Genomic DNA, 23,095 nt, shown 5'->3' with positions numbered 1-23,095 from the left:
CCCATCCAGTACGGACCGAAGGCCCACTCGGATCACCCCGGGATGGAAATTTCTGGGCCGGATCGAACCAACCGCCGCCGGGACGCGTGTAGCGGGGACCGCCCAAGCGGCGAGCCGCCGCACGACCGGCCGGACAAGGGCAGTGACGAATGTCCATGCGTTGACAGTGACTGCAACACGCTTGTAACCTTTCGGAAAATTTCAGCCGCGGTTGCAAGATTCCGGCAACCAGCCTGCTCCCCGCCGCACCACCACCCACCCCCGTCAGGAGTCCCGATGCACCGACGTCGAAGCGGCTCAGCGATCCTCGCCCTCGCCCTGCTTGCCAGCCTGCTCGTCCCCGCCACCGTGACGGCTCCCCCGGCCGTCGCCGCCCCGTCCGGCGGCAAGAAGGTCATCGTCCAACTCTTCGAGTGGAACTGGCCGTCGGTGGCCAGCGAATGCCAGAGCACCCTCGGCCCGAAGGGTTACGGCTACGTCCAGGTCTCACCCCCGCAGGAACACGTGCGGGGCAACCAGTGGTGGCTCGCGTACCAGCCGGTCAGCTACCGGATCGAGTCCCGCAAGGGCACCCGGGCCCAGTTCCAGTCGATGGTGAACACCTGCCACGCGGCCGGGGTCAAGGTGATCGTCGACGCGGTCATCAACCACATGTCCGGCCAGGACGCCGGCGGAACCGGCTGGGCCGGATCGTCCTACTCGCACTACGACTACCCGGGCATCTACCAGACCCAGGACTTCCACCACTGCGGCCGCAACGGCGGCGACGACATCGCGAACTACAACGACCGGTACGAGGTGCAGAACTGCGAGCTGGTCAACCTCTCCGACCTGAAGACCGAGTCGGACTACGTCCGCACGAAGATCGCCTCGTACCTCAACGACCTGCTCTCCCTCGGGGTGGACGGGTTCCGGCTGGACGCCAGCAAGCACATGCCGGCGGCCGACATCGCCGCGATCAGGGGCAAGCTCTCCCGCTCCGCGTACATCGTGCAGGAGGTCATCCACGGCGCCGGTGAGCCGATCCAGCCGACCGAGTACACCGGCAACGGCGACGTGCACGAGTTTCGCTACGGCAAGGACCTGGCCCGGGTGTTCCGCTCGGAGCGGCTGGCGTACCTGCGCAACTTCGGCGAGGGCTGGGGGCACCTGCCCACCGGGCCGTCCTCGGTGTTCGTGGACAACCACGACACCCAGCGCGACGCCGGCGGGGTGCTCACGTACCGGGACCGGGGGATCTACGCCCTCGCGAACGCCTTCATGCTGGCCTGGCCGTACGGCTCGCCGACCGTCATGTCCAGCTACACCTTCAGCAACCGGGATGCCGGCCCGCCCTCGGACGGCGCCAACAAGACGCTGAACACCACCTGCTACTCCGGTTGGGAGTGCGAGCACCGGTGGCCGGTGATCGCCAACATGGTCGGCTTCCGCAACGCCACCGAGGGCGCCGGCGTGGCCAACTGGTACGACAACGGCAACAACCACATCGCGTTCAGCCGCAGCGGCAAGGGTTTCATCACGGTCAACGACGAGGACTCCGCGGTGAACGGGCGCTCGTACTACACGGGCCTGCCCGCCGGCCGGTACTGCGACGTCATCCACGGCACGTACGCGGGCGGCGCGTGCAACGGCCCGGTGATCACGGTGGACGGTAACGGTTGGTTCGCCGCCAACGTGCCTGCGCACGACGCCGTGGCCGTCCACATCGGCGCGCGCGTCTGAGCACTGCAAGGAAGGGGCCCTTGTTATCGCTTTTCGTATAGCAAGGGCCCCCTCCTAACAGGTCCGATACAGTGGTTTCGTGCCGTTTGACCGAATGACCCCGTCCCGTCGCCGGGGCGGCTGGGTGGCTGCCGCCGTCGCCGTGGCCGCACTGCTGATCGCCGCGCTCCTGGTCGGCCAGGCCCTCACGCCGCGCTCGACGACCACGGACCGCCCGGTTGCGGCGGCGCCCGACCCGACGCCGAGCAGCATCGAGCAGAGCCCCGAGGAACCCGTGCCGTCGGCCGCGCCCGCCCCGGACGGGCTACCGGTGGTCGACTACGACCCCGCACCCAAGGGATTCCCCGCCGATCCGGCCACAATGGACACCACGCCGCTGACCGAGGGTGTGCACCCGACCCGGCGGATCGCCGCGTACGACGCGCCCGGCGGACGTCCGCTGGCCTTCCTCGAACCGACGCTCGCCGGTGTCGAGCTGACCGTGCCGATCGCCGAGGAACGCCTCGGCTGGACGGCCGTCCTGCTCCCGTCGGCCAACCGGCGGCTCGCCTGGCTGCCGCCCGGCGGGTTCGACACCGTGGCCCTGCGCGACCAGATCGTGGTGGAGCGCAAGGTGCACCGGCTCACCTGGTACCGGGCCGGCAAGGCGGTGCGCTCCTGGCAGACCAGCCTCGGCCAGAAAGGACAGGAGACCCCGCTCGGGCGGACCTTCATCCTGGGCCGCACCCCGCCACCGCAGGACGTCTACGGCGGAGTCGACATCTACGCCCTCGGTTCGGTGCCCGACGACCCGGAGTCGGTGCCGACCGGGCTGCGCGGCGCGCACATCGGGCTGCACACCTGGTATCACGACGGTGAGCTGGGCGAGGACACCACCAACGGCTGCATCCGGGTGACCCGCAGCGGCCAGCGGGAACTGCTCGCGGAGGTCCGCCCCGGCAGCAGCCTGGTGGTCGTCGAGCAGCTCCCCGCCCCGCCGCCGACGGCCTGACCGACAGCGTTCACTCGCCGAGCAGCCAGCCGTTCCGCTCGGCGACGCGGACCGCCTCGGCCCGGTTGCGGGCGCCGGTCTTCCCGATGACCGCCGAGAGATGGTTGCGCACCGTCCCCTCGGACAGGTGCAGCTCCCGCGCCAGGTCGGCGACGGTGCCACCGGCGCGGGCCGCCCGGAGCACCTCGGTCTCCCGCTCGGTCAGCGGGCTGGCGCCGGTGGCCAGCGTCTCCGCTGCCAGCGTCGGGTCGACCACCCGTAGGCCGGCGTGCACCCGGCGGACCGCCTCGGCGAGCTGCCGGGCCGGCGTGTCCTTGACCACGAAGCCGTTCGCGCCGGCCTCCATCGCCCGACGCAGGTAGCCGGGCCGACCGAAGGTGGTCACCACCAGCACCCGGCAGGCCGGCAGCGCGGCGCGTAGCGCGGCGGCGGCGGCGATCCCGTCGAGGCCGGGCATCTCCACGTCCAGCAGGGCCACGTCGGGGGCGGTCCGGAGCGCCTCCGGCACCACCTCGTCGCCCCGACCGACCTCGGCCACCACTGTCAGATCCGGCTCCAGCGAGAGCAGCGCGGCCAGCGCGCCACGGACCAACGCCTGATCGTCGGCGAGCAGCAACCGGATCGGCGCGCCCGGCGCGGACGCACCACCGCCGGGGCCGCTCACCGGGCCTCCGCCGGCGCGTGTACCCGCAGCAGGAAGCCGGTTCCGTCCGGACGGCGACCCACGGACACCACGGCGTCCAGCACTCGCGCCCGCTCCCGCAGGCCGACCAGGCCGTGCCCGGAGGAGTCGGACGTGGACGGACCCCGGCCGTCGTCACTCACCTCGACCCGGTCCGGGTGCACCCGGATCGTGCAGCACCGCGCCCCACTGTGCCGGACCACGTTCGTCACCCCTTCCCGAACCGCCCACCCGAACAACCGGTCCCACTCCTTCGGCAGCGCCGGCACCTCGCCCGGCAGTTCCGCCGCGATGCCCGCCGCGGCCAGCGCGGTACGGGCGCCGGCCAGCTCCCCGGCGAGGGTCACCTCGCGGTACGCCCCGACCGTCTGCCGCACGTCCGCCAGCGCCGCCCGGGCCAGCCCCTCCACCTCGGCGATCTCGGCGGCGGCCCGCTCCCGGTCCACGTCGAGCAGCCGTCCGGCCAACTCCGCCTTGATCGCCACCACCGTCAGCGAGTGCCCGAGGATGTCGTGCAGGTCTCGGGCGGCGCGGGCCCGCTCCTCGGCGACCGCGAGCCGGTGGATCTCCTGCTGGGCGGCCTGGAGCTCACTGTTGCGCTGGGCCAGTCGGGACACCCCGAACATGGCGAACGAGGCGAGCAGCACAGCGAAGACGATTGTGTTCTCCGCCTCCCACCCCGGCACCAGCCGGGACGCCAGCACCGGGGTCAGCGCGCAGAGCACCACGACCAGCAACGCCTCCCGGAACGGCAGCAGGAACACCGCCGCGGCGGCCACGTAGACAAGGGTGGCCAGCCAGTCGCCGCCGGTGCCCGGGATGCTGGCCAGGCCGACCGCGAGCAACAGCAGCAGCCCCACCCGCGCCCGACGCGCCGGGATCGGCAGGAGCGACTGCCGCAGCCGGCGGGCCCACTGGAACAGCAGCACATAGCCGACGCCGAAGACGAGCAGCGCGGCCACACCGAGGACCTGCCGCCAGGACTGGGGCTGGTGCAGCGCGGTGCCGAGCGGCACGTTGAGGAAGAACAGCCACACCGCGGCCAGCAGCCAGCCGGTGAACCGCCAGTGGCGGCTCGCCGGCCGGGGTTGGCCCGTCGAAAGATCCATCGGGTCCACGCTAGCGGTCGGGGCGATCAGACCCGAGCGGTGTCCCGGCGGAACAGCCGGGCCGCGCCGACACCGAAGACCAGGGCCCAGCAGGCGATGTTGGCCACAGCGGCCATGCTGACCCCTTCACCGGTCAGCGGGGCACGGGACAGCTCGCCCACGCCGTACACCGGGGTGAACCGGGCGACGTGCTGGAGCACCTCCGGCAGCACCTCGAGCGGGACGAAGAGCCCGCCGAACATGGCCAGCACCGCCAGGATCGGCCCGATGAACTGCATGACGTTCTCGGCCGGCACCAGGTAGCCGATGAAGAGGCCGAACGCGGCGAAGACCAGCGAGCCGACCCAGGCGCCGAGGCCGGCCAGCAGCCAGACGTGCATCGGGATGCGGACGCCGGCGGCCGCGCCCACCAGGAACTCGACGACGACCGCGAGCAGGCCGAGGGTCATCGCGGTGATCAGCTTGGTGGCCACGTACGCGGTCGGGCGCAGCGGGGTGAGCCGCAGCTGCCGGCTCCAGCCCAGCGCCCGCTCGGTGGCCACAGCGCCGCCGGCGCTGGTGGTCGCCACCATGGCCGCGTAGACGGCCAGGCTGATCATCACGTACGCGGTCACCGGGCGGCCGTTGTCCAGCGACTGCCCGCCCTGCGGCAGGCCGAAGATGAGGAAGAAGACACCCGGCATGATCAGTGTGAACGCGAGCGTGCGGCGGTTGCGCAGCACCCTGCGCAGCTCGATGCGCAGGACGGCCGGGGCGAACCCGCCCAGGGCGGGCAGCCGGCGGTCCGGCTCGTTGGGCCGGTCGGCACGGGTGGCGGCGGGGGTTGCCGGCAGGGTGATCATCTCAGGCTCCGGTGTGCTCGGTGGTCAGGGCGAGGAAGGCGTCCTCGAGGTTGCGGGAGGTGATCTCCACGTCCCGGGCCGTGGTCCGGGTGAGCAGGTGTCGGGCGATCGCGTCCGAGTCGCCGGTGCGCACCAGCACGCTGTCGCCGCGTACCTCGACGGCGTCCACGCCGGGCAGCGCGGCGAGCGCGGCCTGGTCGGCGCCCGGCAGGGTGGCCCGGACGGTGCGGCCCGCGGCCAGGTTCTTGATCTCCGCGGTGGTGCCGTCGGCGACGACGCGCCCCTGCCGGACCAGCACGATCCGGTCGGCGTACGCGTCCGCCTCATCCAGGTAGTGGGTGGCGAAGATGACGGTCCGCCCGGCGCGCGCGTCGCGGCGCAGGGCCTGCCAGAAGTCCCGCCGGCCCTCGACGTCCATGCCGGTGGTCGGCTCGTCGAGCACCATCAGATCCGGGTCCGGCAGCAGTGCGAGCGCGAAGCGCAGGCGCTGCTGCTGGCCGCCGGAGCAGCGCCCGACCACCCGGTCGGCGATGTCGGCGATGCCGGCCCGCTCCAGCACCTCGGCCACCGGGCGGGTGTGCCGGTAGAAGTGCGCGGTCATCTGGACGGTCTCACCGACGGTGAGGTCCTTGAGCAGCCCGCCGGTCTGGAGCACCGCGGCGACCCGGCCCCGGGCCACCGCGTCGTCCGGGGTGCCGCCGAGGATGCGGACCGTGCCCGCGTCCGGGCGGGCCAGCCCGAGCAGCATGTCGATGGTGGTGGTCTTACCCGCGCCGTTGGGCCCGAGGAACGCCACCACCTCGCCAGGCTGCACCCGCAGGCTCAGCCCGTCGACCGCGGTGACGGCGCCGAAGGTCTTGGTGAGGCCGTCGAGTTCGACGGCCGGGTGCGTACTGGTCATGTCAGTCATGCTCCTGCCACGCGGGGCCCGGTACCCGGAGCGGTCGTCACGTTCCGCCCGTGACATTTGTCAGGGGCCGCCCCGGCGATACCGAGCGTGACGTCCGCATGACGGGCACCGGGACCGGCACCGCCGAGGAATTCCGCGCACGGCAGCGGGTAACCGCCGGGCCGGACGCCGGGACAAGGGGGAACGCGATGGGTGCCACGCCGCAGGGCCGGATCGAAACGGTCGTGCTGATCCACGGGCTCTGGATGACCTCGCGCAGCTGGGAAAGGTGGGCTCAGCGGTACACCGCTCGGGGTCTGCGGGTGCTCACGCCCGCCTGGCCCGGGATGGACCGGGACGTCGAGAGTCTGCGCGACGATCCCACCCCGATCGCCGAGCAGAGCATCGCCGGAATCGTCGAGCACTACGACGGACTCATCCGGGCGCTGCCCTATCCGCCGATCATCATGGGGCACTCGTTCGGCGGCCTGATCACCCAGATCCTTGTCGACCGGGGCCTCGGCGCGGCGGCAGTGGGAGTGCACTCCGCGCAGGTGAAGGGGGTGCTCAAGGTGCCCCTGAGTCAGCTGCGCTCCGGCTTCCCGATCCTGCGCAGCCCCGCCAACCGGCACAAGGCCGTCCCGTTCACCCCGGACGACTTCGCCTACACCTTCGGCAATGCGATGAGTCGCGAAGACTCCGACCGGGCCTGGCAGCGCTATGCCGTCCCCGGCGCGGGGCGGGTGTACTTCGAAGGCGCGTTCGCCAACATCGACCCACGCTCACCCGCCCGCGTCGACGCCGGGCGCGACGACCGCGCGCCGCTGCTGCTGATGGCCGGCGAGGTCGACCACGTGGTGCCGCCGTCGGTGGTCCGCGCCAACGCCACGCTCTACCAGAAGTCCCGGGCGCTCACCGCGTATCAGGAGTTCCCCGGCCGGTCGCACTTCACCGTCGGGCAGGACGGCTGGGAGGCGATCGCCGACTACGCGCTGGACTGGGCGCTGCGCGCGGCCGCACTGCCCCGCGAGGCGACCATCGCCAGCGAGAGCCCGCGCCGCTGAGCTTCCACGGCGCGGGCGCGCTGTCCTGCGCATGGGCGGACCGAGCGGGGGTAACGGGGAGGGATGAGGGCGAGCTTCCGGCTTGGCCGGATCGCGGGTGTACCGGTCGGCGTCAACTGGAGTGTTCTGGTCATCTTCGCGCTGATCGCCTGGGGGTTGGCGGCCAATCAGTTTCCCCGGTCCTACCCGGACCGGTCACCGGTGGCGTACACCCTCGCCGGGTTGGCCGCGGCGGTGGTCTTCTTCGTCGGCCTGCTGGCCCACGAGGTGTCGCACGCGATCGTCGCCAAGCGCAACGGCCTGGAGGTCGGGGGCATCACCCTGTGGCTGTTCGGTGGGGTGGCCGAGCTGCGGGGTGAGCCCCGCGACCCGGGCGCGGAGCTGCGGATCTCCGGGGTCGGCCCGCTGGTCAGCCTGGTGCTCGGGGCCTTCTTCGGCGTCATCGCCGCGCTGCTCGCGCTGGCCGGGCAGGGTGGCCTGCTGCTCGGGGTGACGGCCTGGCTGGCCGGCATCAACGTGCTGCTGGCGATCTTCAACGTGCTTCCGGCCGCGCCCCTGGACGGCGGGCGGCTGTTACGCGCGGCCGTGTGGAAGGCCACCGGCGACCGCACCCGGGCATCGGTCGTCGCCGCCCGGGCCGGCTGGGTGCTCGGCGCGCTGCTGATCGGTCTCGGGCTGTGGCAGTTCCTGTCCGGGGTGGGATTCGGCGGGCTCTGGCTGGCGTTGATCGGCTGGTTCCTGATCGGGGCCGCCGGGATGGAGGAGCGGCAGGCCCGCACCGGCAGCGCGCTGCGCGGGATCCGGGTCGGCGAGGTGATGACCCCGCAGCCGCAGACCGCCTCGGCGGAGATGACTGTCGCCGATTTCGTCGACAACTACCTGTTCGCGTACCGGCATTCGGCGCTGCCGCTCACCGAGGAGGGCCGGCCGACCGGCCTGGTCACCCTGGACCGGGTGCGGGGCGTACCGGCCGACCGGCGGGCGTCGACCACGCTGGCCGAGGTGGCCTGCCGGGCCGACGAACTCGTCCTCGCCCAGCCGGGTGAGGAGCTCAACGATCTGCTCCCGCGGCTCAGTGAGTGCGCCGACGGCCGGGCCCTGGTGGTGACCGACGGCCGGCTGGTCGGCATCGTCTCACCGAGCGACATCAGCCGCGCCGTCCAACGAGGCACCCTCCGCACCAACCAGCCCAGCGAACCCACCCCGGCCGGGCCCCGCTGATCAGCGGGGGAAGTAGGTGTCCAGTTCATCCGTGCGGAACTTGCCGGTCGGGTCGAGGCGGGCCAGCAAGGCGGTGAAGTCCGCGTACCGGGGATAGCGGCCGGCCAGCGCGGCCGGATCGGTGGCGAAGACCTTGCCCCAGTGCGGACGCGGCGCGAACGGCGTCAGCCGTTCCTCCACCGCCGCCAGCACGGGGGCCACCGCGACCGGGTCGCCGATCCAGGTGAAGTGCACGGCGATGCTGTCCCGGTGGTGGTTCGGGCTGAGCCACAGCTCGTCGGCCGCCACAGTGCGCAGCTCGCACACCTGGAGCACCGGGGCGATCAGGTGCGCCACGTCGTCCAGGGCGGCGAGGGCCTCGGCCGCCGCCGCCCGTGGCAGGTGGTACTCGGACTGCAGCTCGTCGCCGCTGCTCGGGGTGAACCCGAGCTTGAAGTGCGGCAGCCGCTCGTGCCACGGACCCGGCACACCGAGCTGCTCGGTGCAGTTCTCCGCCGGCATCCCGAGCACCGGATGGCGCGGCTCGTCGGCGGCCGTGGTGCCGAGCCAGTCCGCCGGGGGCGGCGGCTGGTCCGCCCGCTGCTTGCGCCACACCTCCCGCAGTCGCGGACCGCGCCAGTCGGTGAACACGCTGACGCTGTACGCCGAGCCGAGCGCCTCGTCCAGCGCCTCCCGGGGCAGGTCGAGCCGCACGTACTGGCGCAGCTCGAAGGTCGGCACCACGTCCAGGGTGACCCGGGTGACCAGGCCGAGCGCACCGAGCCCGACGACCATGCCGGCGAAGGTGTCACAGTCGGTGTCCCGGTCGACGCGCAGCAGGTCGCCGTCGGCGGTGACCAGTTCCAGGGCGGCGACCGAGGTGGCCAGGTTGCCGTGGGTCTGACCGGAGCCGTGGGTGGCGGTGGAGACCGCCCCGGCCACCGAGATGTGTGGCAGCGAAGCGAGGTTGGCCAGCGCGTACCCCTGGTCATGCAGCTGCCGGGCGACGTCGCCGTAGCGCAGCGCGCCGGCGACGGTGACCCGTGCGCGTTCGGCGTCCACCTCGATCGTCGGAGGTAGCCCGGCCAGGGTGACCAGGTCGCCGTTCGTGTCCCCGAGCTGGTTGAAGGAGTGCCCGGTGCCCACCGCCCGGATCCGGGAGCTGCCGGCGACCAGCCGGCGCAGCTCGTCGGTGGAGGTCGGCCGGTGGAACGACCGTGCGCCGTAGCGCACGTTGCCGGCCCAGTTGCGGCGCGGCACGTCGGCCGTGGCGGCCGAGGGGCCGCCCTGTCCCGGTGCGATCACGATGTGGTCTCCCGATCGGTGGACGGCTGGTCGGCCAGCGCGGCGACGAGGGCGTCCAGCACCGCGTCGGCCTGGAGCCGGCCGTAACCGCGCTGGGCGATCGGCAGGCCGACCGCGCGGGCTCGTTCGATCTCCGCCCGGGCCGCCTGCCGGGTCTGCGCGTCCCCGGACACCAGGGCGTCCTGGCCGCGCCGGATCAACTGGTCGACCTGGTCCATCCGGTAGCCGCGCAGGCTGGCGGTGAGGTCCGGCTCGGTGAAGGCGGCGCGGCGCAGCGCGGGCAGGTCCACGAACCGGTCGCCGGCGTAGCGGGTGAGCGCGGCGGACACCTGCTCCGGCTGCTCCCGGACCTGGTCGAGGACGAGCAGCTCGATGGCGGGCCGGCCGTCGACGGGATGGCGGGCGGTCACCGGTGGCCCGAGCGGCTCACCCGGCACCGGCACCAGCAGCAACCGTGGCGGCACCGGACGGCCGTCCCGCCGGGGCGGCTCGTCGAGGACCAGCGTGTCCACCTCGGCCCACCGGATGGACCGGCGCAGGCCCGGTCGCCGAATGGTCAGCCCGTCCGCGTCGATCCCGAACCGGAACGGCCGCAACGCGCTGACCAGCGCCACGACGCCGAGCGCGACGGCACCCACCGCGGTGATCGTCCGTAGCAGGGCGTCGTCGCGGGGCAGGGCGAGCAGAACCACCCCACCGAGTACGCAGACCAGGGCGAGCACCAGGGCCCCCCGACTCCGGCGCAGTTCCACGCTCGGACCCCCGTTCATGACCGTGGCGTCGGTCCCAGCATCGTCCGACAGACCGGGAGCCACGGACACCGGACGATCGGGCACGGTTGTTCTCGCCATCGTCGGGGAACCCTACGCCCATGAGCAGCTACCGTGATCCGGCCCCGCGGGGCGACGTGTTCCCCTCCGAGGAGGAGCTGGACCCGACCGGCAGTGGTGTCGAGCCGGCCAGCGCCCCGCCGGTTGCCGGGTTGCCGAGCCATCCGGCACCCACGCCCGGGCCCCGCCCGACTCCCGCGCCCGCGCCGGCACCGACGCCGGTGCCGGCGCCCGGGCCGCCGCCACGCGCCCCCGGCGCCGCGCCGCGGTCGATCGTGACCCGGCATCTGGACGGTTCGGTGGAGGTGGCCACCGATCTCGACGGCGACGGCGTCGCCGACATCGTCCAGGTCGACCTGGACGGCGACGGAGTTGCCGACGTCACCTATGTGGACAGCGATCGGGACGGCCGGCTGGACACCGTGCTGCGCGACCCGGGCATGGTCGGGACGGGCGGCGGGGCTCACCGAGGCTCGTGAGCGGGCTCAGAGCTTCTGAACGGGCTCAGAGCTTCGCCATCACCTCGCTGGCGACCAGCTCGAGGTGCTCCAGGTCGCTGAGGTCCAGCACCTGGAGGTAGATCCGCTGACTGCCGATTTCCGCGTACCGGCCGATGGTGTCGAGGACCTCGGCGGGCGTGCCGGCCACACCGTTGGCCCGCAGCTCGTCCGGGTCACGGCCGATGGCGGCGGCCCGGCGGGCCACCTCGGCGTCGTCCCGCCCGCAGCAGAGCACGAGGGCGTTGGACCAGACCAGCTCGGCCGGATCCCGACCGATCTCGGCGCACGCGGCGCGGACCCGGTCGAACTGCGCCGCCGTGTCGGCTGTCGACGCGAACGGCAGGTTGAACTCGTCGGCGTAGCGGGCGGCCAGCCGGGGGGTGCGCTTCGGCCCCATCCCGCCGAGCAGGATCGGCGGGCGGGGCTGCTGCACCGGCTTGGGCATGGCCGGCGAGTCGCTGATCGGGTAGTACCGGCCGGCGTGATCGAACCGCTCCCCGGGCGGCGTGGCCCAGAGCCCGGTGATGACCTCGAGCTGCTCCTCGAGCCGGTCGAACCGCTCGGCCAGGGCGGGGAACGGGATGCCGTACGCGGTGTGCTCGTCGGCGTACCAGCCGGTGCCGATGCCCAGCTCCACCCGGCCGCCGCTCATCTGGTCGACCTGCGCCACGGTGATCGCCAGCGGGCCGGGCAGCCGGAAGGTGGCAGCCGTCATCAGGGTCCCGAGCCGGATCCGGCTGGTGTCCCGGGCGAGGCCGGCGAGGGTGGTCCAGGCGTCGGTGGGGCCGGGCTCACCTGTCACCTCGCCCATCATGAGGTAGTGGTCGGACCGGAAGAACGCACCGTAGCCGGCGTCCTCGGCGCAGCGGGCCACGGCGAGCAACTGGTCGTAGCTGGCGCCCTGCTGGGGTTCGGTGAAGATCCGCAATTCCATGCTCCGAGCATAGGAAGCCGGTCCCGGTGCCGCTCCGGTACGGCGGGCGTCGCTCATATGCTTTGACAGTCATATTACCGGTGCGGCATATTGGGGTGGTGTCCGCCGACGTCTTCACCGTCCTCGCCGAGCCCACCCGGCGCCGGATCCTCGACCAACTCCGCGACGCGGAGCGCAGCGTCGGCGAGCTGGTGGACAGCCTCGAGGTCAGCCAGCCGGCCGTCTCGAAGCACCTGCGCGTGCTCCGCGAGGCCGGCTTCGTCTCCTGCCGGATCGCCGCCCGGCAGCGCATCTACCGCCTCGACCCCGGCCCGCTACGGGCGGTCGACGGTTGGCTGGACCCGTACCGCCGGCTGTGGAACCGGCACCTGGACGCCCTGGAACGGCATCTCGACAGTCAGGAGCAGTGAATGGACCGCGACGCCTTCCGCCCGAGCGCACCCGCCGAGGTGGCCGCCGAGACCGCCGACGGCGGCACCACGCTGGTCTTCGTCCGCGACCTGCGGCACCCGCCGGCCACCGTCTGGGCGGCGCTGACCGACCCGGCACAGCTCGCCGAGTGGGCGCCCTTCCTCGCCGACCGGAACCTCGGCGCCCCCGGCGCCGCCGTGCTCACCATGGTCGACGGCGAGACCGCCATCCCGGCCCCGGCCACGGTCCGCCGGGCCGAGCCACCGCACCTGCTCGAGTACAGCTGGGGCGAAGACCTGCTGCGCTGGGAGCTGAGCCCGCTGGTAAGCGGCACCCGACTCACCCTCCGGCACACCCTCGCCGACCCGGGCATGCTGCCGATGGTCGCGGCCGGCTGGCACCTCTGCCTCGACGTGGCCGACCGGCTGCTCGACGGTCACCCGGTCGGCCCGATCCGGGGGGCCGAGGCCCTCGACTTCGGCTGGTCCGAGCTGCGCGACACGTACGCCGGCCGGCTCGACGAGGGCTGACCCGCCGCACCCGCCGGCCGCCGGTCAGACGTACGGGCGGGTGGCGTACGCGGTCCGCAGCGCGGCCAACCCGGCCGCTTTCGGCGACAGGGTGCCCCACCCGGAGTTGAAGTAGTTGGTCCGCACGATCCGTGGTCCGCGCTCGGCGTTGAGCTTGGCCACGGCCGCCGGAACGGTGGCGATCCAGGCCGACTGGTTCGGGATCTCGGCCGACCGCACTCCCCACTCCGCGATGATCACGGGTCGGGACAGCGCCACCGGGCCGAGGTCCGCCACCGCCCAGTCCTTCGTGCGACGGAACCGGGACAGCGCGGTGTCGTTGGCGTTGGTGGCGTAGGCGTTCCACTGGAGGAAGTCCAGCCGGGACATCAGCGCCTCCGGGTGGGTGCGCTGGAAGCAGGCCCGGTCGAAGCCGCCGAGGCCGATTGAGAAGGTCGTCCCGGCGGGCAGCGTCCGTGCCTTGAACCAGGTGAGGATGTAGTTCATCGCCTGCACCGCGCGGGCGTCCGACTCGGCCCAGGTGTACGCCTTGCTGCCCTCGGTGGTGCCGAACTCGTGGTCCGTGTCCAACTCCGAGGCGAGCTGGATGTTCACCCCGAACCCGAGCGTGCGGTACTGCGACAGGGCCCGGTGGAGCAACCCGTCGCACTGGCCGTTGAGCACCTGGCCGTACCCGTACGCCTTCGGCCAGGTGGTGCCGGGCCGCTGCTGGATGGTCATCGACGGCCCCGGCACGGTGTAGCTGGTGCCGTCCACGGTGAAGCTCTGCGGCCCGGCGTTCGGGGCCCCGTAGTGTTTCAGCTCCAGGACCATGTTGATCTTCATGCCGGCCTTGCCCAGGTTGGTCAGCCACGGCCGGTTGTAGCCGGGAAAGATGTAGCCGTCGGCGAAGCTGCGGTACTGGGTGAGCGAGCGGAAGTTCCCGCCGGCCATGTCGGCGGTGGGGTCCGCGCCGCCGGAGAGGTAGTAGCCACCGAGCACCGGCTGGTTGAGGGCGTAGTCGGCGGTGGCGGTCGTGGTGCGCCCGGCGGCGTCGCGGACCTGGACGGTGACCCGGGGCATCACGCCACCCCCCGGTACACGGCAACCGAGCCGTTGTCGGAGACCCGGGTCCAGGTACGTCCGGAGTCGTCGGTCACGGTCAGGGTGAGCGGGTCGATGACCGCGGTGACCTTGACCGGAGCGCTGCTGTTGCCCTGCGCGTCGGTGACCACGACGGTGACGGTCAGCGGTTTGGTGTCGGTGTCGGAGTAGGTGATGGTCAGCAGCATCTGGTCACCCGGTGAGTAGGCGGATGCGCTCAGGGCTGCGGTCGCGGTGGGAGCGGCCATGTCGGGGCCCTCTCTCTGCTTCGGTCGCCGGGCCGGCACACGGATGAGCGACGCCGGACCGGGCATGGTCCACGGTGCGAAAGGTGGCACCGCTGCGGGCGCCCGGAGCGGTGTGGGCGGCAGCCACGGACGGGCTGTGCGCGTGGTCGGGCCGGCGGCTGTGCCGTGTCCGCCGCGGCGGCGAGGCCGGGCTGGGTGAGGGCGGCGCCGGTGCGGACGATGCTGTCCCCACCGGGCCGGAGGACTGGGATGTGGCCCGCCATCCGCAGCCTCTGCACCTGCCTCAACAGTGCTCTACCAGGGGCTTTACCGTCTTGTCCGGTATGCGACACCCCCTCTCGGGCCTTCGCGCTGTCCCCCACTCGCACGGTCGCCCCTCTTACGGTCGCGACCGTCGGTCACGTTACGTCGCTGCTACCGATGCCGACCGCCGGTGAGCCGACTAGCGTTCCAGCTGTCAACATCAACCGTGGAAAGCAGCTGCTGACTTGCGCAAACTGACGTACTACATCGCCACCAGCCTGGACGGGTTCATCGCCGGTCCGGACGGCGAGTTCGACTTCTTCGCGTTCGAGGGGGATCTGGCCGCGGCCATCCTGGCCGACTACCCCGAGACCCTGCCGACCCACGCGCGGGAGCCGCTCGGGATCGCCGCGGCGGCGAACACCACGTTCGACACCGTCCTCATGGGCCGCGCGACCTACGAACCGGCCCTGGCCCTCGGCGTCACGAGCCCGTACGCCCACCTGCGGCAGTACGTGTTCTCCCAGACTCTCGAGCAGCGCGACCCGTCGGTGGAGATCGTCGCCGACGAACCGGCCGCGTTCGTCAGAGCGCTCAAGCGCCAGGACGGGATGGGTATCTGGCTCTGCGGCGGGGCGACGCTCGCCGGCCAGTTGGTGGACGAGATCGACGAACTGGTCATCAAGCGGTACCCCGTTGTCGTCGGCTCCGGCATTCCCCTGTTCCGGGCGCCCTTCGCCGTGGCGAGCTTCACGCTGACCGACACCCGGGTGTTCAACACCGGCGCGACCATGTCCACCTATGTCAAGCACTGAAAGAGGACTGATGCTGTTCCGCGCCACCACCGGGGCCGACCTCGACCGGGTCACCGGCTTCCCCATCGACGACGGGGTCAGCACCATCGACGCCGACCGCTACCTCGACGAACTTGCTCAGGGCATGTACCGGCCGGAGTGGACCTGGATCGCCGAGGACGAGCAGCGGGTGGTCGGCCGTGCGCTGTGGTGGGGGCAGGCGTCCAGCGCCCACCCGGTCGCCCTGGACTGCCTGCACGTCGACGCGTCGGTCGCCGACCGCGCGGGCGTCGCGGCCGGACTGCTCGCCGCAGGCCTGCAAGCGTTCGCGCAGCACGGCGCACCAAGACCGCCGCTGTACAACCTGACGCTGCCCAACGGCTGGCGCGACGATGATTCCGTCGCGGCGGCGGTGGCCTGGCGACGGGACGCGGCGCTCGCGGTCGGGCTGACCGACGAGGTGGAGCGGCTGCGGCTGGAGTGGACGCCCGAGGTTGGGGTGCCCACGTCCAGCGGGAGGCTGGTCTTCTCCGAGGGATCCGACGACGAGTTCCTCGACGCGTTCCGCCGGATCGCGGTGGGCAGCCTGGACAGGGAAACCCGTCGGAACCTGGCGATCAAGAGCCCGGAGGTCACCGCCCGGGAGGAGATGGACTTCTACCTGGACTGCCCGGGCGAGCGGGCGTGGTGGCGGCTGGCCCGCACGGCCGATGGGACGCTCGCCGGCCTGGCGATCCCGTCCGCGACCCCGTACAACCGCAACGTCGGTTACCTGGGCGTCGTGCCCGAGCAGCGCGGGCGTCGCTACGTCGACGACGTGCTCGCCGAGATCACCCGGTTCCACGCCGAGCAGGGGGCCGAGCTGATCACGGCCACCACCGACACGACGAACGTGCCGATGGCCGCGGCGTTCGCGCGCGCCGGTTACCGGACCGCGCAGATCCGGCTGCTCTACTCCGCGCCGGGGTCATGAGGAGAGCACCGAGGCGAGGTCGGTGCGCGAGGTGACACCGAGCTTGGGGAACGCCCGGTAGAGGTGGTGCCCCACGGTGCGTGGGCTCAGGAACAGTTGCGTGGCGATCTCCCGGTTGGTCGCGCCCGCCGCGGCCAACCGGACGACCTCGCGTTCCTGCGGGCTCAGCCGGCTGAGCGGTCCGCCCAGCGACGGCTCCGCCACCTCGCCGCTGGCCCGCAACTCGGCCCCGGCCCGCCGGGTCCACGGCTCGGCGCCGAGCACCGCGAAGGTGTCGAGAGCGTCCCGCAGGTGGCGGCGCGCTTCGAGTTTCCGGCGTGCGCGGCGCAGCCACTCCCCGTAGAGCAGCCCGGTGCGGGCCCGATCGAAGGCGTTGCCGTCGCCGTGCAGCCGGACGGCCGAGGCGAAATGCTGCTCCGCCTCGGTGTCCGGCGCGGTCAGGGCACGGCATCGGTGGGCCAGCGCGGCGAGCGCCGGGCGACAGGTGGCCTCGGCCCACTCGGCGAGCAGACGCGCCGGTTCGGCGGCCCGCTCGGGTCGACCGGCGCGTACGGCCGCTTCGACGAGATCGGGCAGCAGGAACGCGCCGAACAACCGGTGACCCGAGGCCGCTCGCGCCGCTTCCAACCGTCGCAGCGCCACGTCCGCGCGGCCGAGGCCCAGGTCGAGCAGGCCCACCGCCCACAGTGCGTCCGCCGTTGCCCGGCCGACGGCGCGCGGCTGCGTGTACGCCATCGCGTCGCGCGCCAGCCGCCCGGTCTGCTCCTCCTCGCCCCGAACGGCGGCCAGGATCGCCAGGACGGCACGCACGTGGGCGGCCCGGTGGCTCAGGTCGTACCCCTCCGCCAACCGGAGCGCCTCGGCGGCGTGCGCGGACGCGTCGTCGAGCCGCCCGAGGGTCAGCTCCACCCGGGCGAGCAGGTGCAGCGCGGTGGGCAGCCACCCACCCATGCCGTTGTCCCGGCAGTGCTCGACCGCCTCGGCCGCGATCTCGTACGCGGCCTCGTCATCGGCGCCCAGGTGGCAGTAGGTCCCGGTCATCAGCCGGCCCATGAACCCGGTGTCGGTTCGATCGCGCACCGCCACGAGCGTTCGGAGCGCGCGCAGGGCACCGGGCACGTCGTCGGTGAGCAGGCGGGCCGGCACGGCCAGCAGCGGCTCGGTCGGGGCCCGGTCCGCGACCGCCGCGATCAGCTCGGCGTTTCCCGACGAGAAGGCGGCGTGCAGGGCGTCCACCAGCAGCGCGCGGAGTTTGTCCGGCCGCTGGGCGCCGATGTGGTCGGCGCAGTCGAGCAGCATCCGGCCGGCGGCGTCGGGGCTGCCGTACCCCAGCTCCACCACCGCCCGGACCCGTGCCAGGTCCGCCGCCAGGCCCGGGTCCTGTGGCGCCACCTCGACCATCGCCGCGAGCCGGCCACCCCGCTCGTCCTGGCCAGCGTCGGCGGCGGCCTGTGCGGCGGCGATGAACCGGCGGGCCCGGCCTTCCGGTACGGCCGTGAGCTGGGCCGCCCGCTCGTACGCCGCGGACGCCGACGCCAGCGCCTGCCGACCGCCGGCCCAGATCGCGACCCGCTCCAACTCGTCGGCGACCCGCTCGTCCGGCCCGCTCGCCGCGGCGGCCAGTTGCCAGGCACGCCGATGCGCGTGCTCGGGCGCGACGAGCACCGCCGCCAGCGCGCGGTGCACGGCGACCCGGTCGGCGAACGGGCTGCCCTGGTACGCCGCGTACCGGATCAGCGGATGCCGGAACCGCAGCGCGTCGCCGGTCAACACGACGAGGCCGGAGCGCTCGGCCGGCGCCAGGTCGCCGACCGTCGCCTTCGCGGCCCGCAGGATCAGGTCGAGTGTTCCGGTGTCGTCCGCGGCGGCCGTCAACAGCAGCGTCCGGGTGGCCTCGGGAAGCCGGCGGATCTGATCCAGGAAGGCGTCCTGCACCCGGTTCGACGGTGCGGACAGCGTCAACGGGCTGAGCTGACCGGCACGCTCTGTCGGGGTCAACGCGGCGGAGAGCTCCCGCAGCGCGAGCGGGTTGCCCTGCGCCTCATCCATGATCCGCTGACGCACGTACGGCGACAGGTCCGCGACCAACGCCGCGGCCGCCTCCGGGTCGAGTCCCGCGAGGTGCAGCGCGGGGAGCCCGACGAATCCGGCCACCCCGGCGGCGTCCCGGGCGCCGAAGATCAGCACGACGCCCTCGGCCTGCAACCGGCGGGCGGCGAACGCCAACGCGTCCACCGATGCCCGGTCGAGCCACTGCACGTCGTCCACCAGGCACAGCAGCGCTCCCTCGCCGGCGACCTCGGACAGCATGCTGAGCACCGCCAGGCCGATGACGAACCGGTCGCGCACCGTGTCGTCGGTGAGCCCGAAGACCGCACGCACGGCCCGGGCCTGCGGGCCGGGCAGCTGGTCGACGAGGTCCATGGCCGGCAGGAACAACTGGTGCAGGCCGGCGAAAGCCAGCTCGGTCTCCGATTCCAGACCGTCGATCCGCAGCACCCGCATGTCGGACGCGCGAGCGGCGGCGTAGTCCAGCAGTGCCGTCTTGCCGATGCCGGCGTCACCGTGGATCAGCAGAACGCTGCTCGCGCCGTCCCGGGCGTCCGTCAACATCCGGTCGATCCGGTCGCGCTCCGTCGCCCGGCCCCGCACCACGTACCCCCGTCGTCACCGCCCCCGCCGGCCGCCATCCCATCGCCGGCAAGCGATGAATCCGCAGGTCAGCCACCTCGAAGAGGCACCTGAATCTAGCTCAGCAACGGGCCCGGCGAAGAACGGACCCCCGGCAGAGGCCGTCACCGCGGTGCGGTGCCCCGAACCCCAGGCGCGTGCGGTGAGCCGGATCGAGCCGTCGGGCTCCACCGGCAGCCGGGCGACCAGCAACTCCCGCAGGGCCGCGCGGGCTGGCTCGGCCAGCGTCGTCACGTTGAGCGCCAGACCGCTGACCACCACGTCCACGGTCCGATCGGAGAACGGCAACGCGCGGGCGTCCCCGACCTGGAAGGCCGACCGGCCATCGGCGATCCGGGCACGCGCGCTGGCGACGAACCCGGCCGAACGGTCCACACCGGTCACCCGGACGGGATCGGCGTTGGTGAGGATCGTCGAGGTCAACGCACCCGTGCCGCAGCCCACGTCCAGCCAGTGCCTCCCGGGCGGCACGTCAGCCCCGGCAGGAAATCGGCCGCGACCAGGCGGCTCCACCGGCCCACGTACGCCTCGTACGCGTCGGCGATCGTGCCCAGTGACGCGATCTCTGCGCCGTCGCGGCGCCCCCTTCCGGGCGGTCGCTGTTGCGAGCGTGATACCTCTGAGGCATATTTATGCCCCTGAGGTATCACGCTCCTTGGCGACCCATGCCCGGCATCGCCTCAGTCCCTCTCGTGGATCTTGGCCAGTTCCGCGGCAAACTCGGCGTCGGTGAGCGCGCCCCGCTGGTGTTGCCGGGTCAGGGCGTGGATGTCGCGCCGCTTGTCGACGGTTGGCCCGCCGGAGGGCGTGCGGGTCCGGTGGACTCCGGCGGATCGGATCGTCGGCCGGGCACCGGCGGCGGGCGGCTGTGCTGGTCGATCGGTGACCGGCGCCTGTCCCCGGCGCTGCGCCTCGCGAAGGTGTGCCTGCAGTGTCGCCAGGATCTCGTCATAGTGTTCCGGCCAGGTCGCCAGCCGACCCAGTTCGGGCCGGAACGTGAACGGCCGGAAGAGATCGCCGCGCTGCAGCGGCGTCTGCACCGATTCACCGTCGGTCCGTTCGATGACGATCGTGGCACGGCCCATGTCCAGGCCCGCGATGGTGGCCGCGCCACTGCGGATGTCCGCTACCGACGCCCAGGGCACAGTGGCCGTACGGAGCAGGGATCGGGACCGGACGCCGCGATCGCTGACGTAGACCCCGAGCATGGCCTGCCGCGCCGCGACGGCGGCGACAACGGCCAGCCACATCCCGAAGAGGATCGCCAACGGCGTCGGCATCCGCTCGTGCACAGGCGTGATCACGAAGAACGTGGCGAAACCAACCACCCCGACCAGCCCCAGCACCGCGAAGCCGGTCGCCGCGTCGAGTGCGTACGGCCGTTGCCATCTGCGCATGCCGCCATCGTGACCGCCGGTGTCCACCGCGACACCAGGGACGCTCGGCGAGGTGGGGCCACGGCGACGCGGGGCCACGGGCCGGACAGCCCGTGACCCCGCGCCGGTGACTACCTAGAGACGCGCCGCGCCGGCCGCGGCGGCCTCCTGGGCCGCGGAGGCGCGGCGGGCTTCCGCCCGCTGCTCTCCAGCTTCCTCCCGGTCGGTGGCCGCTGCCGTACGGGCCGCCCGGGAGCTGGTGGCAACCGCCTGGTCACCGGTCACGCCACCGCGGATCCGGTTGTTCGCGGCCACCTGGGCGACGGGGTTGTTGGACGTCAGGGTCAACGTGCCGTCGATGATGTTGTCGTCGACTGTGACACCGCCGGTGGTGTTGGTGATGCTGACGTTCCGGCCCCAGTAGCCCCCGGAGGCGCAACTGTCGAGCGGGCCGTTCGGGCCGAGCTGCACGGCGCCGAGGTTGCCCGCGAAGGTGGCCAAGCCGCGGACCGCACTGCCACACACGACGCTGCCGGTGGCGCTGTTCAGCACCGACAGCGTGCCGTCGACGAACGAGTCGTGCACGTCGGTGTAGTACGTGCCGGTGGTGCTGAGGTTGCGCTCCACCTGGGTGCCGCGGTCGAGCCGGACCTCACCGGCACCGGCGTTGACGGTCCCGACGATCGTGGACTGCTCGACGAACAGGAAGCTGTCGATGGTGGCGGCCCCCTTCGGCCGCACCGTCACGTTGCCGGTCCGAACGTCCCGCAGGAAGGCCCCGTAACCGCCGGCGGCCAGCACCACCTGGCCGGAGATCGTCGTGTCGGTGGCGTCCAGGTAGCCGTCCGCGGCGACGCGTACCTCGCCGCTGACTGTGCCACCGGTGACCACCAGGTTTCCTCCGGCAGCGACGGTGACGTTTCCGGTGATCGTGGTGCCGGTGAGCGCGCAGGACTCACCGGCCGGCACGTACAGGTCGTTGGGCACCGTCACCGCACCACCGGTGCCGATGCAGTGGGTGACCAGGTCGGCGTGCGCGCTGGGCGCCACCGCCAGCACCGAGGCGGTGATGACGGCGCTCACGGTGGCCAGCTTGGCGACTGTACGTCTGGGCATCGCTGTACTCCCTGTCGATGAGGTTCGGTGACTCATGCGCCGACGTCCGATCGGGCTGCGGCCCGGACGATGGCGCCCTGCTGCCGCAGGGTGAGGGTGCCGCCGGCCACCAGGGTCGCGGTGACCGCTTCGACGTGCCGGACGAATACGGCGTGCCCGGGGTAGGCGGCGCCTTCGTCGATCAGGTCGTTGATGGTGCAGCCGTCGCCGGTGTCGACGTTGGCGACGCCGGTGTCGTCGCCGTCGATGATCACTCTGGCCCGGGTGTCCGAGTCGGGGCAGGCGTCGGTGCCGTCCGCCACGACCGTGAACGTCGCCGACTGCTCGGCGGAGGCGTTCCCGGCGACGTCCGTCGCCCGGTAGCGCAGGGTGTGCGCCCCGGTGGTACGGACGGAGACCGGGCTGGCGTACGGAGTCCAGGCGCCGGTGCCGAGCGCGTACTCGATCGACGCGACACCCGAACCGTCGTCGGTTGCCGTGACGGTCACCGTCGCACCGCCCACGTACGCGCCGTCGTCGTTCTGTTCGCCGGTGATTGTGGCGGACACCGTGGGCGGGGTGGTGTCCTCGGCCTGCGGCTCGACGACGGTGAAGTGGGCCATCTGCTCGGCCGACGTGTTCCCGGCGACGTCGGTCGCCCGGTAGTGCAGCATGTGCATGCCGACGTCGTCGACCACTATCGGTTGGGAGTACGCGGTGAAGGCGGCCCCGTCCAACGAGTACTCGATCGTGGCGACACCGGAATCCGCGTCGGTGGCGGCCAGCGTGGCGGTGGCCGTACCGATGTAGTTGCCGTCGCCGTCCCGGTCGCCGGCCAGGTCGGCGGTCACCACCGGTGGGGTGGTGTCGTCCTCGCTCGGCTCGACGATCCGGAACGACACCGAGCCGACCTCACTCGTGTTGCCCGCCTGGTCGGTGGCGCGGAACTGCACCGAGTGGTCGCCGATCGCGGTGACCGGCACGGGCTGCGTGTACGGCAGGAAGCTGGTGTCGTCGACCTGGTACTCGACGGTTTCCACGCCCGACCCGGCGTCGGTGGCCGTGACGGTCACCGTGGCCGTACCTGTGTAGTTGCCTTCCTGGTCGCGGTCGCCGGCCACGGTGGCCGAGACCGCCGGCGGTGTGGTGTCGCCGCCTCCGCCGCCGTCGGTGACGATCAGCTCGCCGACCATCTGGCTGTGGCCGGGGATGGAGCAGAAGTAGCGGTACCTGCCCGGCGTCAGGGTCACCGTCGCCTCGTGCCGTCCGTTGTTCACATCGAACGGGTTGGCCAGGATGTTCAGCGTGACGTCGTGGTTGTAGCCGTCGGTGGTGGTGTCGAAGGTCAGCGTGTGCGGCATCCCGGTGGTGTTGCCGGTGGCCGCGCTGTTCTCCCAGATGATCGTGGTCGCCCCGGCCACCGCCTGGGTGGGCGCGGACTTGTAGCGGGTGATGTCGTCGTCGGCGGTCCAGGTCAGCACCTGTTCCGCGACGCGCGGGGCGGCGGAGGCGGGCACACCGGCCAACGGGATCACCGTGAGCAGGAGTGCCGCCAGCGCGGCCTTCAGTCGTCGGATCATGGT

General features: G+C 72.5%; 23 protein-coding genes. 9 read left to right on the top strand and 14 right to left on the bottom strand.

What is annotated here, in order from left to right:
- Window positions 1-276 precede the first annotated feature (276 nt).
- Both GA0070607_RS19820 and GA0070607_RS19815 read left to right on the top strand, forming a co-directional pair.
- Window positions 277-1,722, top strand: coding sequence for an alpha-amylase (locus GA0070607_RS19820; RefSeq protein WP_089019537.1), 1,446 nt, complete (start codon window positions 277-279; stop codon window positions 1,720-1,722).
- Between the two features lie 79 nt (window positions 1,723-1,801).
- On the top strand, window positions 1,802-2,713 hold the full coding sequence (locus GA0070607_RS19815) for a L,D-transpeptidase (protein WP_089019536.1): 912 nt from the start codon (window positions 1,802-1,804) through the stop codon (window positions 2,711-2,713).
- A gap of 10 nt (window positions 2,714-2,723) precedes the next feature.
- Here the strand turns inward: GA0070607_RS19815 and GA0070607_RS19810 are convergent, their stop codons facing one another.
- From GA0070607_RS19810 to GA0070607_RS19795, 4 genes are read right to left on the bottom strand one after another with little or no spacing between them, the layout of a single operon-like run.
- Window positions 2,724-3,377 (bottom strand): response regulator transcription factor, encoded by a 654-nt coding sequence (locus GA0070607_RS19810; RefSeq protein WP_231930008.1) that lies wholly within the window; start codon window positions 3,375-3,377, stop codon window positions 2,724-2,726.
- The gene (locus tag GA0070607_RS19805; RefSeq protein WP_089019535.1) at window positions 3,374-4,504 is read right to left on the bottom strand and encodes a sensor histidine kinase; all 1,131 of its coding nucleotides are present in this window, start codon (window positions 4,502-4,504) and stop codon (window positions 3,374-3,376) included. The genes GA0070607_RS19810 and GA0070607_RS19805 overlap by 4 nt, the downstream gene beginning before the upstream one ends.
- A gap of 26 nt (window positions 4,505-4,530) precedes the next feature.
- Entirely contained in the window at window positions 4,531-5,346 is an 816-nt protein-coding gene (locus GA0070607_RS19800) for an ABC transporter permease (RefSeq protein ID WP_089019534.1), read from the bottom strand.
- A 1-nt stretch (window position 5,347) separates the two neighbouring features.
- Window positions 5,348-6,247 carry an ABC transporter ATP-binding protein gene (locus GA0070607_RS19795; protein WP_089019533.1) on the bottom strand — a complete coding sequence of 300 codons (900 nt, stop codon included), beginning with the start codon at window positions 6,245-6,247 and terminating at the stop codon, window positions 5,348-5,350.
- A 197-nt stretch (window positions 6,248-6,444) separates the two neighbouring features.
- Between GA0070607_RS19795 and GA0070607_RS19790 the strand changes: the two genes are divergently transcribed.
- Window positions 6,445-7,299, top strand: coding sequence for an alpha/beta hydrolase (locus tag GA0070607_RS19790; RefSeq protein WP_089021959.1), 855 nt, complete (start codon window positions 6,445-6,447; stop codon window positions 7,297-7,299).
- A gap of 63 nt (window positions 7,300-7,362) precedes the next feature.
- Complete coding sequence (locus GA0070607_RS19785) at window positions 7,363-8,520, top strand: site-2 protease family protein (RefSeq protein ID WP_089019532.1); 1,158 nt, start codon at window positions 7,363-7,365, stop codon at window positions 8,518-8,520.
- On the opposite strand, the gene GA0070607_RS19780 is transcribed toward GA0070607_RS19785, so the two are convergent.
- Complete coding sequence (locus GA0070607_RS19780; protein WP_089021958.1) at window positions 8,521-9,759, bottom strand: FAD-binding protein; 1,239 nt, start codon at window positions 9,757-9,759, stop codon at window positions 8,521-8,523.
- A gap of 41 nt (window positions 9,760-9,800) precedes the next feature.
- Window positions 9,801-10,574: a hypothetical protein gene (locus GA0070607_RS19775; protein ID WP_157743184.1), complete on the bottom strand. Its 774-nt coding sequence runs from the start codon at window positions 10,572-10,574 to the stop codon at window positions 9,801-9,803.
- A 101-nt stretch (window positions 10,575-10,675) separates the two neighbouring features.
- Between GA0070607_RS19775 and GA0070607_RS19770 the strand changes: the two genes are divergently transcribed.
- Window positions 10,676-11,113 (top strand): hypothetical protein, encoded by a 438-nt coding sequence (locus GA0070607_RS19770; RefSeq protein WP_089019530.1) that lies wholly within the window; start codon window positions 10,676-10,678, stop codon window positions 11,111-11,113.
- 25 nt (window positions 11,114-11,138) lie between these two features.
- Here the strand turns inward: GA0070607_RS19770 and GA0070607_RS19765 are convergent, their stop codons facing one another.
- Window positions 11,139-12,068: an LLM class F420-dependent oxidoreductase gene (locus GA0070607_RS19765; protein WP_089019529.1), complete on the bottom strand. Its 930-nt coding sequence runs from the start codon at window positions 12,066-12,068 to the stop codon at window positions 11,139-11,141.
- Window positions 12,069-12,166: 98 nt separating this feature from the next.
- Here GA0070607_RS19765 and GA0070607_RS19760 point away from each other — a divergent pair, with 98 nt between their 5' ends.
- Window positions 12,167-12,478, top strand: coding sequence for an ArsR/SmtB family transcription factor (locus GA0070607_RS19760; RefSeq protein ID WP_089021957.1), 312 nt, complete (start codon window positions 12,167-12,169; stop codon window positions 12,476-12,478).
- Complete coding sequence (locus GA0070607_RS19755) at window positions 12,479-13,009, top strand: SRPBCC family protein (RefSeq protein WP_089019528.1); 531 nt, start codon at window positions 12,479-12,481, stop codon at window positions 13,007-13,009.
- A gap of 24 nt (window positions 13,010-13,033) precedes the next feature.
- Here GA0070607_RS19755 and GA0070607_RS19750 read toward each other — a convergent pair whose 3' ends face one another.
- Both GA0070607_RS19750 and GA0070607_RS19745 read right to left on the bottom strand, forming a co-directional pair.
- Window positions 13,034-14,071: a hypothetical protein gene (locus GA0070607_RS19750; RefSeq protein WP_089019527.1), complete on the bottom strand. Its 1,038-nt coding sequence runs from the start codon at window positions 14,069-14,071 to the stop codon at window positions 13,034-13,036.
- The gene (locus tag GA0070607_RS19745) at window positions 14,071-14,340 is read right to left on the bottom strand and encodes a hypothetical protein (protein ID WP_089019526.1); all 270 of its coding nucleotides are present in this window, start codon (window positions 14,338-14,340) and stop codon (window positions 14,071-14,073) included. The genes GA0070607_RS19750 and GA0070607_RS19745 overlap by 1 nt, the downstream gene beginning before the upstream one ends.
- A gap of 488 nt (window positions 14,341-14,828) precedes the next feature.
- Between GA0070607_RS19745 and GA0070607_RS19740 the strand changes: the two genes are divergently transcribed.
- Together GA0070607_RS19740 and GA0070607_RS19735 are read left to right on the top strand one after the other, a co-directional pair.
- Window positions 14,829-15,398, top strand: coding sequence for a dihydrofolate reductase family protein (locus GA0070607_RS19740; RefSeq protein WP_089019525.1), 570 nt, complete (start codon window positions 14,829-14,831; stop codon window positions 15,396-15,398).
- 10 nt (window positions 15,399-15,408) lie between these two features.
- Window positions 15,409-16,350, top strand: a complete 942-nt coding sequence (locus GA0070607_RS19735) for a GNAT family N-acetyltransferase (RefSeq protein ID WP_089019524.1) — start codon at window positions 15,409-15,411, stop codon at window positions 16,348-16,350.
- On the opposite strand, the gene GA0070607_RS19730 is transcribed toward GA0070607_RS19735, so the two are convergent.
- From GA0070607_RS19730 to GA0070607_RS19710, 5 genes are all read right to left on the bottom strand, one after another.
- Complete coding sequence (locus GA0070607_RS19730) at window positions 16,345-19,002, bottom strand: ATP-binding protein (RefSeq protein WP_269458389.1); 2,658 nt, start codon at window positions 19,000-19,002, stop codon at window positions 16,345-16,347. The genes GA0070607_RS19735 and GA0070607_RS19730 overlap by 6 nt on opposite strands.
- Before the next feature lie 15 nt (window positions 19,003-19,017).
- Window positions 19,018-19,512: a class I SAM-dependent methyltransferase gene (locus tag GA0070607_RS19725; protein ID WP_231930006.1), complete on the bottom strand. Its 495-nt coding sequence runs from the start codon at window positions 19,510-19,512 to the stop codon at window positions 19,018-19,020.
- Window positions 19,513-19,721: 209 nt separating this feature from the next.
- Entirely contained in the window at window positions 19,722-20,438 is a 717-nt protein-coding gene (locus GA0070607_RS19720; RefSeq protein ID WP_089019522.1) for a PH domain-containing protein, read from the bottom strand.
- A gap of 114 nt (window positions 20,439-20,552) precedes the next feature.
- Complete coding sequence (locus GA0070607_RS19715) at window positions 20,553-21,533, bottom strand: hypothetical protein (protein WP_089019521.1); 981 nt, start codon at window positions 21,531-21,533, stop codon at window positions 20,553-20,555.
- A 32-nt stretch (window positions 21,534-21,565) separates the two neighbouring features.
- Window positions 21,566-23,092, bottom strand: a complete 1,527-nt coding sequence (locus GA0070607_RS19710) for an OmpL47-type beta-barrel domain-containing protein (RefSeq protein WP_089019520.1) — start codon at window positions 23,090-23,092, stop codon at window positions 21,566-21,568.
- Window positions 23,093-23,095: the final 3 nt, after the last annotated feature.

The sequence above is a fragment of the Micromonospora coriariae genome, assembly GCF_900091455.1.
Lineage (GTDB): Bacteria > Actinomycetota > Actinomycetes > Mycobacteriales > Micromonosporaceae > Micromonospora > Micromonospora coriariae.
The sequence above is the reverse complement of the archived record's forward strand: the minus strand, read 5'-3'. Positions and strand labels throughout refer to the sequence as shown.

Coding starts and splice junctions, on each gene's coding strand:
- GA0070607_RS19820 (WP_089019537.1), top strand. CDS start 277: ATGCACCGACGTCGAAGCGGCTCAGCGATCCTCGCCCTCGCCCTGCTT.
- GA0070607_RS19805 (WP_089019535.1), bottom strand. CDS start 4,504: ATGGATCTTTCGACGGGCCAACCCCGGCCGGCGAGCCGCCACTGGCGG.
- GA0070607_RS19800 (WP_089019534.1), bottom strand. CDS start 5,346: ATGATCACCCTGCCGGCAACCCCCGCCGCCACCCGTGCCGACCGGCCC.
- GA0070607_RS19795 (WP_089019533.1), bottom strand. CDS start 6,247: ATGACCAGTACGCACCCGGCCGTCGAACTCGACGGCCTCACCAAGACC.
- GA0070607_RS19790 (WP_089021959.1), top strand. CDS start 6,445: ATGGGTGCCACGCCGCAGGGCCGGATCGAAACGGTCGTGCTGATCCAC.
- GA0070607_RS19785 (WP_089019532.1), top strand. CDS start 7,363: ATGAGGGCGAGCTTCCGGCTTGGCCGGATCGCGGGTGTACCGGTCGGC.
- GA0070607_RS19775 (WP_157743184.1), bottom strand. CDS start 10,574: ATGAACGGGGGTCCGAGCGTGGAACTGCGCCGGAGTCGGGGGGCCCTG.
- GA0070607_RS19770 (WP_089019530.1), top strand. CDS start 10,676: ATGAGCAGCTACCGTGATCCGGCCCCGCGGGGCGACGTGTTCCCCTCC.
- GA0070607_RS19765 (WP_089019529.1), bottom strand. CDS start 12,068: ATGGAATTGCGGATCTTCACCGAACCCCAGCAGGGCGCCAGCTACGAC.
- GA0070607_RS19755 (WP_089019528.1), top strand. CDS start 12,479: ATGGACCGCGACGCCTTCCGCCCGAGCGCACCCGCCGAGGTGGCCGCC.
- GA0070607_RS19750 (WP_089019527.1), bottom strand. CDS start 14,071: ATGCCCCGGGTCACCGTCCAGGTCCGCGACGCCGCCGGGCGCACCACG.
- GA0070607_RS19745 (WP_089019526.1), bottom strand. CDS start 14,340: ATGGCCGCTCCCACCGCGACCGCAGCCCTGAGCGCATCCGCCTACTCA.
- GA0070607_RS19735 (WP_089019524.1), top strand. CDS start 15,409: ATGCTGTTCCGCGCCACCACCGGGGCCGACCTCGACCGGGTCACCGGC.
- GA0070607_RS19720 (WP_089019522.1), bottom strand. CDS start 20,438: ATGCGCAGATGGCAACGGCCGTACGCACTCGACGCGGCGACCGGCTTC.
- GA0070607_RS19715 (WP_089019521.1), bottom strand. CDS start 21,533: ATGCCCAGACGTACAGTCGCCAAGCTGGCCACCGTGAGCGCCGTCATC.
- GA0070607_RS19710 (WP_089019520.1), bottom strand. CDS start 23,092: ATGATCCGACGACTGAAGGCCGCGCTGGCGGCACTCCTGCTCACGGTG.